At 71.0% G+C, this 13971-nt stretch carries 14 protein-coding genes; 4 read left to right on the top strand and 10 right to left on the bottom strand.

Annotation, left to right across the window (positions count from 1 at the left end; translation table 11 throughout):
* Positions 1-38: 38 nt before the first annotated feature.
* The 4 genes from OZN99_RS00320 to OZN99_RS00305 all read left to right on the top strand — a co-directional run bounded on the left by OZN99_RS00320 (position 39) and on the right by OZN99_RS00305 (position 4715).
* Positions 39-239 carry a heavy-metal-associated domain-containing protein gene (locus tag OZN99_RS00320; protein ID WP_270933159.1) on the top strand — a complete coding sequence of 67 codons (201 nt, stop codon included), beginning with the start codon at positions 39-41 and terminating at the stop codon, positions 237-239.
* Between the two features lie 94 nt (positions 240-333).
* Entirely contained in the window at positions 334-2793 is a 2460-nt protein-coding gene (locus tag OZN99_RS00315) for a heavy metal translocating P-type ATPase (protein ID WP_456299862.1), read from the top strand.
* Entirely contained in the window at positions 2793-3269 is a 477-nt protein-coding gene (gene cueR / locus OZN99_RS00310; protein ID WP_270933157.1) for a Cu(I)-responsive transcriptional regulator, read from the top strand. Before OZN99_RS00315 ends, cueR begins: the two co-directional genes overlap by 1 nt.
* A gap of 360 nt (positions 3270-3629) precedes the next feature.
* Positions 3630-4715 carry an amidohydrolase family protein gene (locus OZN99_RS00305; protein ID WP_270933156.1) on the top strand — a complete coding sequence of 362 codons (1086 nt, stop codon included), beginning with the start codon at positions 3630-3632 and terminating at the stop codon, positions 4713-4715.
* A 52-nt stretch (positions 4716-4767) separates the two neighbouring features.
* Here the strand turns inward: OZN99_RS00305 and OZN99_RS00300 are convergent, their stop codons facing one another.
* The 10 genes from OZN99_RS00300 to OZN99_RS00255 are packed head-to-tail and all read right to left on the bottom strand — an operon-like array spanning position 4768 to position 13969.
* On the bottom strand, positions 4768-5574 hold the full coding sequence (locus OZN99_RS00300) for a glutaredoxin domain-containing protein (protein WP_270933155.1): 807 nt from the start codon (positions 5572-5574) through the stop codon (positions 4768-4770).
* 15 nt (positions 5575-5589) lie between these two features.
* Positions 5590-6231, bottom strand: coding sequence for an isochorismatase family protein (locus OZN99_RS00295; protein ID WP_270933154.1), 642 nt, complete (start codon positions 6229-6231; stop codon positions 5590-5592).
* 10 nt (positions 6232-6241) lie between these two features.
* Positions 6242-7273, bottom strand: a complete 1032-nt coding sequence (locus OZN99_RS00290; RefSeq protein WP_270933153.1) for an ABC transporter ATP-binding protein — start codon at positions 7271-7273, stop codon at positions 6242-6244.
* Positions 7270-8253 carry an ABC transporter ATP-binding protein gene (locus tag OZN99_RS00285; protein WP_270933152.1) on the bottom strand — a complete coding sequence of 328 codons (984 nt, stop codon included), beginning with the start codon at positions 8251-8253 and terminating at the stop codon, positions 7270-7272. The genes OZN99_RS00290 and OZN99_RS00285 overlap by 4 nt, the downstream gene beginning before the upstream one ends.
* Positions 8250-9149 (bottom strand): ABC transporter permease, encoded by a 900-nt coding sequence (locus OZN99_RS00280; protein ID WP_270933151.1) that lies wholly within the window; start codon positions 9147-9149, stop codon positions 8250-8252. The genes OZN99_RS00285 and OZN99_RS00280 overlap by 4 nt, the downstream gene beginning before the upstream one ends.
* On the bottom strand, positions 9146-10087 hold the full coding sequence (locus OZN99_RS00275) for an ABC transporter permease (protein ID WP_270933150.1): 942 nt from the start codon (positions 10085-10087) through the stop codon (positions 9146-9148). The genes OZN99_RS00280 and OZN99_RS00275 overlap by 4 nt, the downstream gene beginning before the upstream one ends.
* Positions 10087-11640, bottom strand: coding sequence for an ABC transporter substrate-binding protein (locus OZN99_RS00270; RefSeq protein WP_270933149.1), 1554 nt, complete (start codon positions 11638-11640; stop codon positions 10087-10089). Before OZN99_RS00270 ends, OZN99_RS00275 begins: the two co-directional genes overlap by 1 nt.
* Complete coding sequence (locus OZN99_RS00265) at positions 11633-11785, bottom strand: hypothetical protein (RefSeq protein ID WP_270933148.1); 153 nt, start codon at positions 11783-11785, stop codon at positions 11633-11635. Before OZN99_RS00265 ends, OZN99_RS00270 begins: the two co-directional genes overlap by 8 nt.
* Positions 11782-13089 carry an amidase gene (locus OZN99_RS00260; RefSeq protein ID WP_270933147.1) on the bottom strand — a complete coding sequence of 436 codons (1308 nt, stop codon included), beginning with the start codon at positions 13087-13089 and terminating at the stop codon, positions 11782-11784. Before OZN99_RS00260 ends, OZN99_RS00265 begins: the two co-directional genes overlap by 4 nt.
* The gene (locus tag OZN99_RS00255) at positions 13082-13969 is read right to left on the bottom strand and encodes an isocitrate lyase/PEP mutase family protein (RefSeq protein WP_270933146.1); all 888 of its coding nucleotides are present in this window, start codon (positions 13967-13969) and stop codon (positions 13082-13084) included. The genes OZN99_RS00260 and OZN99_RS00255 overlap by 8 nt, the downstream gene beginning before the upstream one ends.
* Positions 13970-13971 lie beyond the last annotated feature (2 nt).

Below are 13971 nucleotides of genomic sequence, written 5' to 3'. Positions count from 1 at the left end.
CAGAAGCGTCTCCCTCCACGCTGCGACAGGAGACGACGATGCAGCACTTCGACATTCCCGACATGACCTGCGGCCATTGCGTGCTGACCGTCACGCAGGCCGTGCAGTCCGTTGACCCCGCCGCGAAGGTTCATGCCGACCTCGCTTCGCATGGCGTGCAGGTGGCCAGCACGGCCGACCCGGCGCGGCTGTCGGCGGCCATCGCGGCTGCCGGCTACACCAACACGCCGCGAATCTGAAGGAAGGCACGTCATGGTTCCCGACAGCAACGCTGCCGGCTGGTTGCCGGCACCACCCGCCTCCTCACGGCCCAACTCCGGAAGTGCCATCTCCTTGCCCATCGAGGGCATGACCTGCGCCTCCTGCGTGCTCAGGGTGGAGCGTGCCATCGCGGCCGTGCCCGGCGTCGCCGGCGCGGCGGTGAACCTGGCGACGGAGCGCGCCGAGGTCAGCTTTGACGGTGTGCCCGACCTCGCGGCCGTGGCCGGCGCGGTGGGTCGCGCGGGCTACGGCATCGGCACGGAGGTCACCGAGTTCACGATCGAAGGCATGACCTGCGCCTCCTGCGTCGGGCGCGTGGAGCGCGCGCTCAAGGCCATGCCCGGTGTGATCGATGCGGCGGTGAACCTCGCCACCCATCGCGCCCGCGTGACGCACCAGCCGACGCTCGGCATCGATAGCCTCATCGGTGCCGTGCAGGCCGCCGGCTATGGCGCCGAACGCCTTGGCCTGGAGAGCCCAGCCGACAGAGGCGACCGCGAGCGAGAGGCTCGCGCGGCGGAGATGCGCGGCCTGGCACGGCGCCTCTGCCTCGCTGCCGCGCTGACCTTGCCGCTGATGGTGCTGGAGATGGGCGCGCATCTATCGATGGCGATCCATCACGCCATCCGCGACAGCATCGGCTTCACGCTGAGCTGGCGGATCCAGTTCCTCCTCGCCGCCCTGGTCATGTTCGGACCAGGCCTGCGCATCCAGATCAAGGGCTGGAAGGCACTGCTGCGCCTTGCGCCGGACATGAACTCGCTGGTCGCGCTCGGCACCGGCGCGGCCTTCGCCTATTCGACCGTCGCGACCTTCGCGCCTGCGCTGCTGCCCGAGGGCGCGAGGCACGTCTTCTATGAGGCCGCGGCGGTGATCGTGACCTTGATCCTGCTCGGCCGCTGGCTTGAGGCACGCAGCAAGGGGCGCACCTCCGAGGCGATCCGGCGGCTGATGGGCCTGCAGCCGCCGACGGCGCGCGTGCTGCGGCGCGGTGAGGAGATCGAGATCGTGGCCGCGCAACTCGTCGCCGGCGATATCGTGCTGGTACGGCCGGGCGAGCGGGTCCCGGCCGACGGCGAGGTCATCGAGGGCCGTTCCTTCGTGGACGAGGCAATGATCACCGGCGAGCCCGTGCCGGTGGAGAAGTCCGCGGGCGGGCGCGTGACCGGCGGCACCGTCAACGGCACCGGCGCCCTCCGCTTCCGCGCCACCGCGGTCGGCGGCGAGACGGTGCTGTCCCAGATCGTCCGCATGATTGAACAGGCGCAGGGGTCGAAGCTGCCGATCCAGGCCCTGGTGGACCGTGTGACCATGTGGTTCGTCCCCGCCGTCCTCGCGGTCGCGGCGCTGACCTTCGTTGTCTGGCTGGCCTTCGGGCCGGATCCCGCGCTGGCCTTCGCGCTGGTCAACGCGGTGGCGGTGCTGATCATCGCCTGCCCCTGCGCCATGGGCCTGGCGACGCCGACATCGATCATGGTCGGCACGGGCCGCGCGGCGGAACTCGGCGTGCTGTTCCGGAAGGGAGAGGCGTTGCAGGCGCTGCGCGAGGCGACGGTCGTCGCGCTCGACAAGACCGGCACGCTGACCGAGGGACGGCCGGTCCTGACCGACCTCGTCACCGCCGATGGCGCGGATGCGGCGACGATCCTGTCCCTAGTCGCCGCGGTAGAGGCAAAGTCCGAACACCCGGTCGCGCGCGCCATCCTCGCCGAGGCGCACCGGCGCGGGCTGGCCGTGCCGGAGGCGACAGGCTTCGAGGCCGTGCCCGGTTTCGGCGCGACGGCCCTGGTGAATGCGCATCGCGTGGCGGTCGGTGCCGACCGCTACATGACGCGGCTCGGGCTCGACATCGCGCCCTTCGCCGGCACTACGGCGGCGCTGGCCGGGCAGGGCCGGACGCCACTCTATGCCGCGGTGGATGGGCAGCTGGTTGCGGCAGTGGCGGTCGCCGACCCGATCAAGCCCGGCACTCCCGCCGCGCTCGCCGTGCTGCGCGCGCAGGGGCTGCGCATCGCCATGATCACCGGCGACAACCGTCGGACCGCGGAGGCGATCGCCCGCCAGCTCGGCATCGAAGAGGTGGTCGCGGAGGTGCTGCCGGACGGCAAGGTCGCCGCGATGGAGGGGCTTCGCGCGGGCGGGCGGAAGGTCGCCTTCGTCGGCGACGGCATCAACGACGCGCCGGCACTGGCGGCCGCCGATGTCGGCCTCGCCGTTGGCACCGGCACCGACATCGCGATCGAGAGCGCGGATGTTGTGCTGATGTCGGGCGACCTCGGCGCCGTGGCCACGGCCTTCGGGATCAGCCGGGCCACGATGGCGAATATCCGGCAGAACCTCTTTTGGGCCTTCGCCTACAATGTTGCACTGATCCCGGTCGCCGCGGGTATCCTGTGGCCGTTCGGCGGCACGCTCCTCTCGCCGATGCTGGCGGCGGCGGCGATGGGTCTCAGCAGCGTCTTCGTACTGGCGAATGCGCTCCGGCTGCGGCGGTTCATGCCCGCCTCGGCCAGCATGCGGGAGGGACGGTGATGAACATCGGCGAAGCCTCGAAGGCCTCGGGCGTCTCGGTGAAGATGATCCGCCACTACGAGGCGATCGGCCTGTTGCCGGCGGCGCTCCGGACGGAGAGCGGGTATCGCGTGTACCGGGCCGAGGACGTGCATGCGCTGCGCTTCATCGGCAATGCCCGCGACCTGGGGTTCCCGCTGGCCGAGATCGCCGACCTGCTCGGCCTCTGGCGCGACCGCGGTCGCGCCAGCGCGGAAGTGAAGCGGCTGGCCTTGGCGCATGTCGCGGCGATCGACGAGAAGGTGAAGGCGCTGCAGGCGATGGGTGACTCCCTCCGCCATCTGGCCGAGGTGTGCCACGGCGACCACCGGCCGGAGTGCCCCATTCTCGAGGGGCTTTCCGGCGAGGCGGCTGCGACGTCCCCGAAGCGCAAGCCCCACGGACGCAGGGGCGAAGATCTGCGCCATGCCGGCATCGCAGCAGCGCGGCCACGATAAAGCGCATCGCGACCCGGGTCCGGCGGCGGAGAGCGTCCAGAGAAATTCATTCCCCGGTCTCTGCTGCTGCAGTCGGTTTTCTTGCAACCCGTATTGCCTGACCAGCTCTGCGCGCTGAGGCGCAGGTTTACGGCTACTTCCCGCCTTGACCTTGAGGGTGCGCGAGCGGAACGATGGCGCATTCCGCCCTCAACCGCGGCGTCGCAACCTGCTACGCCAAACTCGCCAGAAACTACCTCGCCGCACTCTGCCTCGCCGCCGTCAGGCTCGGGACGAGGCTTGTGTCCACAGCCTAGGTAGGGGCCGCCTCGTCCGGGAACGTCTTGCCGGCTGTCGCGGCGGCGGGGCAGGCTCGTCATCATGCCGACCGTCGCGCCGCCCTCCCTCACGCCGTCCCGCCAGATCGCCGTGCGGGAGGATTGGCTCGCGCAGCGCCACGAGGAGCCACTCGACCCGGCATGCCCGATCGTCGATCCGCACCACCATCTCTGGGATCGCACCGGGGAACGCTACCTGCTGGACGACCTGCTGCGCGACGCGGCAGGCGGGCACGAGATCCTCGCAACGGTGTTCGTGCAGTGCGGCGCGATGTACCGCGCGACCGGGCCGGAGGAGGAGCGGAGCCTGGGCGAGACCGAGTGGGTGAACGGTATAGCCGCCGCGAGCGCGAGCGGCACCTACGGGGCAACGCGCGCCTGCGCGGGCATCGTCGGCTTCGTGGACCTCACGCTGGGCGACCGGGTCGCGCCGCTGCTGGAGGCGCATGTGGCGGCCTCGGGATCACGCTTCCGCGGCGTGCGCAACCGCACCGCCTGGCATCCAGCCCCGGAGATACGGTCGAACCTGCTCGGCCCGCCACCTGGTCCGCTCAAGGATCCACGCTTCATCGCGGGCGCGCGGCGCCTGTCCGAGCATGGGCTGGTCCTGGATGTCTGGGCCTACCAGACGCAACTGCCGCTCGTGCACGCCGTGGCCCGCGCGGTGCCGGGATTGACCGTCGTCGTCAACCACTGCGGCGGGCCACTCGGCGTCGGCCCCTTCGCCGGCCGCCCTGCCGAGGCCATCGCCGCCTGGCGGCGCGATGTCCTCGCCCTCGCGGCCCTGCCCAACACCGTCATGAAGCTGGGCGGGCTGGCGATGGAAGTCGCAGGCTTCGGCTTCCATGAGCGCGACCTTCCGCCAGGCTCGGCCGAGCTGGCGCATGCCTGGCGACCCGTGATCCACACCCTCATCGACGCGTTCGGCGCCAGGCGCTGCATGTTCGAAAGCAACTTCCCCGTGGACAAGGGCATGTGCAGCTACGCCGTGCTGTGGAATGCCTTCAAGCGCCTTGCGGCCGACGCGAGCGATGCGGAGCGGGCGGCGCTGTTCGCCGGAACGGCCACGCGGACCTACAAGCTTCACCGCTCCACCGGTTGCGAGGCGCTGGCGAAGCTCGCGACCTGACGGGAGCCGCAAGCCCGCTCACGCCAGGTCTCAGCGCCGCGAAAGGCCGGCGCTATGTCGCGCGGCGAACCTTCGCTGGATCCGCCTCATCCCAGACCTTCTCAGGCATCGGAAGGCCCCCGAAGGTCTCGCTGCCCAGCGGCCGATCTGGCGTGATGCCGAGCCCTTCGAGCACCCACATGAACTGGCGGACATGCTGGCCAGCGTGCCAGACAGTGCGCTCCAGGAACTCATGCATGGTCTGCTCGCCGTAGTACACCTCAGCGCGCGCCGTCCAGTCCCGCTGGTGCCCGGGCCCGTCGAACCACTCGGACATCCGGCACCTCATCGCCTCGTTGTAGGCGATCAGCGCCGCACGGCCGCCCTGATCCGGGGCCGGCACGCGCATGTAGCTGTCGAAGGTCAGCGGAATGCCATCCTCGTGCTCCAGGAAGGCGTCGGCGATGTTGGCTATGTGCCAGCCCAGCTGCGCGAAGGTGCGCGGACGATTCGGCAGCTCGCGGGCCAAGGCCGCATCGGGCATCTGGCCTATGAACCGGGCGGCGCCCGCCAGCACGGCATCCAGCCGGGCACGCAGCTCCGGCACGGGCAGCATCCTGGTCTCGCCATAGGCGATGCCGCAGAGCTTCGCCACGTCGCGAAGGACCTGACCATTGGCCCAGGCGTCGCCGCGCGTGACGATCGGCACCTGCTTGAGACCGAAGCGCGCCAGCTCCTCGTAGGCCGACTCGTCCTCCAGCACGTTGCGCGACAGGAACGGCACGCCGTTCTTCTGCAGGAATTCCTTCGTGCGCAGGCAGGAGGAACAGCCGGTCATCCAGTAGACGCGGATCGCGTCGTCAACCGTGGGCGCTTCCATGTGCCTTGTCCTCCCTCACGCAGCCTTCGAGGCAAGGCCGCCGAGATAGGCGACCACCTCGTCTCGGCCGACCACGTCGCCATACTTGGCATTGATGTCGAACAGGTTGGCATCGTGCGGCGCGTCGTGGCGGTCGCCGACGCATTCCCGCGGCACGATCACGCGGTAGCCGTGCTGCACGCCGTCCAGCGCGCCCGCCCGGACGCAGCCGCTGGTGGAGCAGCCGGCCAGGATCAGCGTGTCCACGCCGAGGGCGGCCAGCATCGGCGCCAGCGGAGTGCCGAAGAAGGGGCTGGGATACTGCTTCACGATGACCACCTCCTCCGCCAGTGGCGCGACCACCGGGTCGATCTGCGCCAGGCGTTCGCCGGCGACCATCTTGCGCAAGGCAGGCACCTTGCGGACGAACCAGCCGCCATCCGCACCCGAGGGGTGGTACTCGACGCGGGTGTGTATCACCGGCACCCCGGCCGCGCGTGCCGCGGCCAGGAGCGGGACCGTCTCCCGCACCGCGCGCACGACGCCCTCCGCGAAGAACGGCGAGCCCGGCGTGGTGTAGGCGAGGGTGAAGTCGATCACCACGACCGCCGGGCGCGTGCCGTAGCCTACCTTGCCATCGAAGACACCGACATAATTCTGCTCGCGCGTGACAGCCATCGCGATCTCCTCAGGTCTCGTCGGGAAAGTGGCAGGCGGCGAGATGCGCCGCGGCACCGACCGGAGCCGGCACGGGGTCCTGCTCCACGCAGGCGCGCGGCAGGTGGGTGCCCGCGGCGGGCAGGGTCTCACCGCCCCGCGCGGCGACCAGACGCGCACGCGGACAGCGCGGGTGGAAGCGGCAGCCCGACGGGAGCGCGGCGGCGCTGCCGATCTCGCCGATCGGGCGGCTTCGGATGCGCGACTTCTCCCGTGCAGGGTCGGGCCGCGGCACCGCCGAGAGCAGCGAGACCGTGTACGGGTGACGCGGCGCGCCATAGAGGGCATCGCGTGGTGCGATCTCCACGATGCGGCCGAGATACATCACCGCGACGCGGTCACTGACATGACGCACCACGGCCAGGTCATGCGCAATGAAGAGATAGGCGACGGAGGAACGCGCCTGGATCTCCGCGAGCAGGTTGAGGATCTGCGCCTGGACCGAGACGTCGAGCGCGGAGACCGGCTCGTCCAGCACGACGAGGGCGGGGTCAAGGGCAATGGCGCGCGCGATCCCGATGCGCTGGCGCTGGCCGCCGGAGAACTCGTGCGGGTAGCGCGTGGCCATCGCCCGGCGGAGACCGACCTGCTCCATCAGGTCGTTCGCGCGGCGCATGGCCTCCGCGCGCGCCATACCATGTGCCGTCATCGGCTCCGCCACGATCTCGCCCGCCGTCATGCGCGGATCCAGCGAACCGTAGGGATCCTGGAACACCATCTGCATGCGCGGCCGCAATGCGCGCATGGCCGTGCGTGAAGCGCGCGTGACGTCCTGGCCCTCGAACCTTACCTGTCCGGCGCTCGGCTCAATCAGCCGAAGCACAAGGCGCCCGAGCGTGCTCTTGCCGCTGCCCGTCTCGCCGACAAGCCCGAGCGTCTCGCCGCGCGCGAGATCGAAAGAGATGCCGTCGACGGCGCGCACCATCGGCCTGGCGCCGCCGAACAGGCTACGGCCGCCGGCGAAGCTCTTCCGCAGATCGGCGACCTCGAGGAGCGCACTCATGCGGTCGGCTCCCGCTCATCCAGGCGATGGCAGGCCGCCGCGTGTGGCGCACCGCGCAGACGCGGCGTCTCGCTCCGGCAGGCCATGAGATCATCCGCGACGAGACAGCGCGGGGCGAAGGCGCAGCCGGCCGGCCGGCGCGCCGGATCGGGCGGGCTCCCGGCGATCGGGGCGAGCATGCTGCCGGCCGGCGCATCGAGGTCGGGCATGCTGCGGAACAGGGCGACGGTGTAGGGATGGCGCGGGGCGCGGAACACCTGCTCGACCGTGCCGGTCTCAACGACGCGTCCGGCATACATCACCGCGACGCGGTCGGCCTGCCGTGCCACGACGCCAAGGTCGTGCGTGATCAGCACCATGGCCATGCCATCGGCCCGGCGAAGGTCGCCCAGCAGGTCGAGCACCTGCGCCTGCACCGTCACGTCGAGCGCCGTGGTGGGTTCGTCCGCGATCAGTACGCGCGGCCCGAGCGCGATCGCCATCGCGATGAGGACGCGCTGCCGCATCCCGCCGGAGAACTGGTGCGGATAGTCGTCGATCCGGCGCGCCGGGTCCGGGATCTGCACCCGGCGCAGCAGCTCCACCGCCCGGTCGCGCGCGGCGCGGCGCGAGACTGGCTGGTGCGCGCGCAGCACCTCCGCGATCTGGTCGCCGATCCTGAAGACCGGGTTCAGGCCGGTGAGCGGATCCTGGAACACCATGCCGATGCGGGCGCCGCGCATGCAGCGGAGGTCCTCCGCCGGCAGCTTCAGCAGGTCCACGCCGTCCAGCATCGCCTCTCCGGCAATGACACGTCCCGGGCGCGGGAGGAGGCCGAGCGCCGACGTGAAGGTGACGGTCTTGCCGGAGCCGCTCTCCCCGACCACCGCGAGGGTCTCGCCGGCATCGACCTCCAGCGACACGTCCTCGACCAGCCGCACAGGGCCCTTGTCGCCCGGCACGGCCGCCGTCAGTCCGCGAAGTGCGAAGGCGGCGCTCACAGCAGCTTGCCCGTGCTGCGCCGCATCTGCGGGTCCAGCGTGTCGCGCAGGCCATCCCCGAGAAGGTTCAGCACGACCACCGTGAAGGCGATGCAGAGCCCGGCCGAGAGGGAGATCATCGGGTTGGTCGTGATCGAGGTCTGCCCCTCCGCGATGACGTTGCCCCAGGTGGGCGTGGGCGGCTGCACGCCGAGGCCGAGGAACGACAGGCCGGCCTCCGCCAGGATGGCCGTGGCCGCGCTGATCGTCGCGACGACGATGACCGGCGGCAGCGCGTTCGGGATGACGTGCCGCACCACGATGCGCCAGGGCGAGAGGCCGATGGCGCGCGACGCCTCGATGAAGGGGCGCGGCCGGATGGTCAGCACGACGGAGCGCATCACCGCCGCCACGCGCGGCGTGTAGGCGATGGCCACCGCAAGCACGATCGAATCCAGCGTGTTGCCGCGCGCCGCCACGAGCGCCAGCGCAAGCAGGAAGGACGGGAAGGCCAGCAGGATATCGATGCAGGCGACCAGCGCGCGCTCGATCCAGCCGCCGGCGTAGCCCGCCACGGCGCCAAGCAGCGTTCCTGCGCCCAGCGAGATGAGCACGACGAAGAAGCCGACCTGCAGCGACACCTGCGCGCCGTAGATCAGGCGGGACAAGACACATCGGCCGAACTGGTCGGTCCCCAGCGGATAGGTCGCGGACGGTGCCGCAAGGTTGTTCATCAGGTCGGTGCGCGTCGGCGAATGCGGCGCGATCCAAGGGGCGAAGAGCGCCACGAGAATCAGAAGCAGCACGCCGACCGCACCGATGACGAGGCCGGGATGGCGCGTGTAGCGCCGGATCGTGGCGCGCCGGCGTGACGCTGCCTCCTCGGCCGCATCCATCTCATCCGAGGTTGCACTCATTGGCGACGGAGCCTCGGGTCGATCGCGCCGTAGATCAGGTCGAGCGCGGTATTGAGCAGCACGACGGCCGCGGCCAGCACGAGCACGCCCGCCTGCACCAGTTGGTAGTCACGCGCCAGGATTGCCTTGAGGATCGTGGAGCCAAGGCCCGGCCTGCTGAACACCGCTTCCACAAGGATCGCATTGCCGAGCGACCAGGCAAAGGTCACGCCGATCACCGCCAGCACAGGGATTAGCGCGTTGCGGAAGGCGAGCTTCCAGACGATGCGCCGCTCAGGCACGCCCATGGCGCGCGCGACCCGGATGTGGTCCTGGCCCAGCACTTCCAGCATGGCGGAGCGCGTGAGCCGCGCGATGTAGGCGGCGACGGAAAGGCCGAGCACCAGCGCCGGCAGCGCCATGTGGTGCAGCCCCTTCCAGAACCCAGGCTCGCTGGCCGCGCCGAGCGCCGGGAAGAGCCCGAGCGCGTGGGAGAATGTGAGGATCGCCACCAGCCCGACCCAGAAGACCGGGAAGGAGATGCCGCCGAGCGCGACGAGCATCACCGCAACATCCGTCGCGCTGCCCTGGCGCACCGCGGCGACGATGCCGAGCGGCACGCCGGCCAGCACCGCGACCAGCATGCCCGCCACCGCCAGGGCGGCGGAGGGCGGGACAGCGGCCCAGATCTCCGCCAGCGCGGGCTGGCCGGTGACCACGGAGCTGCCGAGGTCGCCCTGCGCCGCGCGGGCGAGGAAGACGAAGTATTGCTGCCAGACCGGCAGGTCGAGGCCGAGGCGCGCGCGCAAGGTCGCGAGCGCCTCGGCCGTGGCGAAGTCGCCCAGCATGTAGAGGGCGGGATCGCCCGGGATGGCCCGCATCAGGAAGAAGGCCACGGTGACGATCCCGACCAGCGCGACGGCCAGCTGGCCGGCGCAACGGGCGACGTGGAACAGCATCAGGCGCTGCGCAGCGAGACCGGCGTGACGTTCACCGTGAACAGGCTGTTCTGCACGAAGCCCGCCACCGTCGGGCCATGCGCGATGAACAGCCGGTCCGCGTAGAGCGGGATCACGGGCAGGTCGTCCATGGTCTGGCGCAGCAGGCGGTTGTAGACGGCGCGTCGCCCGGCCAGGTCGGGCGCGCGCGCGGCTTCCGCCAGCAGATCGTCCGCGCGGTCGTAGCGCGAGGTGTTGAGCCCCGGCGGATGGCTGCGCGTGTGATAGAGCGTGACCAGCGGGCTGTCCGGATCGGGCGGACCCACCACGGCGGTGATGCAGGACTGCACGTTGCCGCTGCTGCGCGCCTGGACATAGGCGCCGCGCTCCAGCACGCGCACGGTCGCCTGGATGCCGACCTGCTGCAGGTCGTTGGCGAGGGCGACGGGGAAGCGGTCGAAGGGATTGAGGCCGACCGTCGTGATCTCGAAGCGGAAGTTGGAAACGTTGGCCTCACGCAGCAAGGCGCGGGCGCGATCGGGATCGAAGGCGTAGCGCGGCACGCCCTCCTCGCTGAATTCCTGGAAGGTCGAGGTGAGCACGCTCGTCGCCTCGAACTTGGTGCCGCGGAAGAAGCCGTCGATCAGCGCGCGTCGGTTCATCGCATGCGCCATCGCGCGGCGCACGCGGATGTCACGCAGCGGTCCCGCGGTGGTATTCAGCACCAGGTTGACCGTGTTGTTCGCCGGCCGGTCGAGCACCGTGATGCCCTGCACGCGGCGCAGGCGCTCGATCACCTCCGGCGTCTGCAGCGCGTAGAAGATGTCGAGCTCGCGGTTCTCCAGCGCGATGGCCGCCGCCGTCTCGTCGCGCACGATGCGGAAGACGACCTCGGAGAGGGTGGAGGGACCAGCGAAGTAGTCGGGATTGGCCGAGAGCCGCACCTCGTTCCCCGCCGTCCAGCGCTCGAACACGAAGGGCCCGGTGCCGATCGGGTTCATGCTGTAGCGCTCGCCAATCTCGGTGACCGCGCGACGCGAGACGATCCAGCCCTGGTTGAAGGCGCAGAGCTTGTGCAGGAAGCCGGAGTTCGCCGAATCCAGCACCAGCCGCACCGTCATCGGGTCCGGCGCCTGGACCTCCCGGAGCCCGGCGAACTGGCCGCGGTAGAGGCTGCCGGTCGCTGGATCGAGCACGCGCTCGAAGGAGAACTTCACGTCGTCCGAGGTGAAGGCGCCGTAGCCCTTGTGCCAGGTGACGTTCGGGCGCAGGCGGAAGGTCCAGACGGTGCCGTCGGCCGAGACCTCATAGCCGGTCGCCAGGTCGGGCACGATCGCGTTGGTCTGCTGATCGTACTGCACCAGGCCGTTGTAGATGTGGCTGGCGATGGACTGGTTCTCGTTCTGGAAGATCCGCGCCGGATCCAGCTGCGAGATGTCGGAGCCGAAGCGGACGCGCAGCGTGCGTGCCCCCTGGGCCATCACCGGCTTCCCGAAGGCGCCGCCGAGCGCCAGCCCCGCTGTGCCCGCAAGCAGTCCGCGCCGGCCGAAGCCGGGCATGCGATCGTCACCCATTCCTACGCTCTCCCGTCTTGTTGTCATCATCGGCCGAGGGGTTCGCCGGCCGAAGCTCCTTGGGCCAGTCGCGCGGCAGCCGCGCGCCGGCATTCGCCATCGCTGCGGCCAGTTCGGCTGCGCGCGTTGCCATGTCGCCCGTCATGAAGGTCGTCGCTCCCGCCAGGGCGTGGCGCGCTCGTACGCCATCGCAAGCCGGAACAGCGACGCCTCGTCACCCCGCCGTGCCATGGCGTGCCAATGCAGGGGAAGTCCGCCGGCGGCGAAGCCGTTGCACTGCACGAGGGCGGGCAGGCCCGCGAGGCTGGCGGGGGTCAGCATCGTCTCGCCGGTGTAGGCGGTCGATTCCGGCTCGACCCCGAGCCGCGGCGGCAGGTGCAGCGCGCCCAGGGACAGCACCACGTCGTGCTCCGCGAACAGGGCCTCCATCGCCTCCGAGAAGGCGCGACGGAAACGCTGCGCTGCAAGGTAGTCCACGGCGCGCACGCCGCAGCCGGCGAGCAGCTTGTCGCGGAGCGCCGCGCCCATGCGGCCGGGGCTCTCGCGCAGTTCCTTCTCGTGGATCGCGGCCGATTCCGCCGCGCCGATCAGCCTTGCAGCATCCAGGCAGGTGGATGCCGGCCAGGGCAGCTGCACGTCGGAGATGCGGGCGCCCAGGCGCAACAGGACCGCCAACCCTGCCTCGAAGCCCGCGGCAAGGTCCGCATCGGGCACCGCAAATCCCGGCCCGGCGTCGCGCACCACGCCGACACGCAGGCCGGCGGCACCATCCGTGCCCTGCGCACGGAGCCGCGTGCCGCACACGGCGTCGAGCACGATCGCGGCGTCCTCGGCGGTCCAGGCGATCGGGCCGGGGCGGTCCATGGAGAAGGTGTTGGGCAAGGCGCCGTCCAGCGGCAGGCGGCCGCCCGTGATGACCACGCCGCAGGTGCCGGTGGCGGCAGCCGGCAGGCGCACCGATCCGGTGGTGTCGGAGCCGATGGCGAAGAGCGCCATGCCGGTGGCGACCGCGACGCCCGCGCCCGTGGAGGAGCCGCCGGTGAAGCGCGTCATGTCCCAGGGATTGCGCGCCGGCGGTGCGGGCAGGTCAAAATGTTCGGCGCCGGTTCCCGTGCCGTATTCCCAGGTGGATAACTTGCCCAGCAGCGTGGCACCCGCGCGGCGCAACGCCGTGACGATCGCCGCGTCGCACGTTGCCACACGGCCTTCGCGAAGACGGGAATTGGCGGTGCAGGGCAGGCCCTCGACGTCGAAGGTGTCCTTGATCGCCCAGGGTATGCCCGCCAACGCACCGGCAGCCGCGCCCTGCCGTGCCCTTGCGGCGTCCAGGTGCACGAAGGCATGCAGCTTGCCGTCGCGCGCCGCTATGCGAGCGAGGCAGCCTTCCAGCAGTTCGCTGCCGGACGTGCCGTGCTGCAGGGCCTCCGAGATGGTCGGGATCTCAGCCATCGCCCTGGCGGCTCCAGCTTGCTTCCGCGGCCATCAGTGCCGCCGTGCCGACCAGCTCGTCGCGCAGCGCGGGAGGTGCCAGCTCACGGGCAACCGCGCGGCTGTCGCCGGCCTGCAGCAATGCGGCGAAGGTGCGGTCCATGGCAGCGATCGCGGCGCGCTGCGCATCGCCGGGGTAGATGACGATGCCGACCCGCAGGGCCGCGAGGTCCTGCAGCGACAGCGGCAGCCCGGTCGCACTCATGCTGGCGTTGAACAGCAGTGGCGCCGGCGCCAGCGCCGCGGATGCGCGCGCGATGCCGTCGGCGTCGTCCAGGCCCTCGACGAAGGCGATGTCGGCCCCGCCGGCAAGATAGGCCCGCATGCGGTCGAGCGCGCATTCAAGGCCCTCGGCCTGCACAGCATCGGTGCGCGCGATCAGCAGCGGCCCTCCCGCCGGGCACGCCGCGCGTGCGGCGCGCAGCCGGGCCAGCATGTCGTCCCGCGGCACCACCTGCACACCCTCCAGCAGGCCGCAGCGCTTCGGGAAAGGCTGGTCCTCGAGGTGGAGCGCCGCGACGCCGAGCCGCGCGAGGCAGCGCACGGTCTGCGCCACGTTCAGCGGCCCGCCATAGCCCGTGTCGGCGTCGGCAATCACCGGGACGGCGCCGGCGGCCTCGACGATCTCGGCGATCCGCGCCGACATCTCGGTCAGCCCGATGATCCCGAGGTCCGGCTGGCCTGCGGCGCGCGCGATCGCGCCGCCCGAGGCATGCAGCGCCGTGGCCGCTGCCCGCAGCGCGACCTTGGCGGACAGCCCGTCCCACACGCCCGGGGCCAGCACCGGACGCGCGGCGCTCATCAGCGCGGCGAGTCGGGCGGCGGGCGTGTCCTGGGCCATGG

It is taken from the genome of Falsiroseomonas oryzae (assembly GCF_027856955.1).
Lineage (GTDB): Bacteria > Pseudomonadota > Alphaproteobacteria > Acetobacterales > Acetobacteraceae > Falsiroseomonas > Falsiroseomonas oryzae.
The sequence above is the reverse complement of the archived record's forward strand: the minus strand, read 5'-3'. Positions and strand labels throughout refer to the sequence as shown.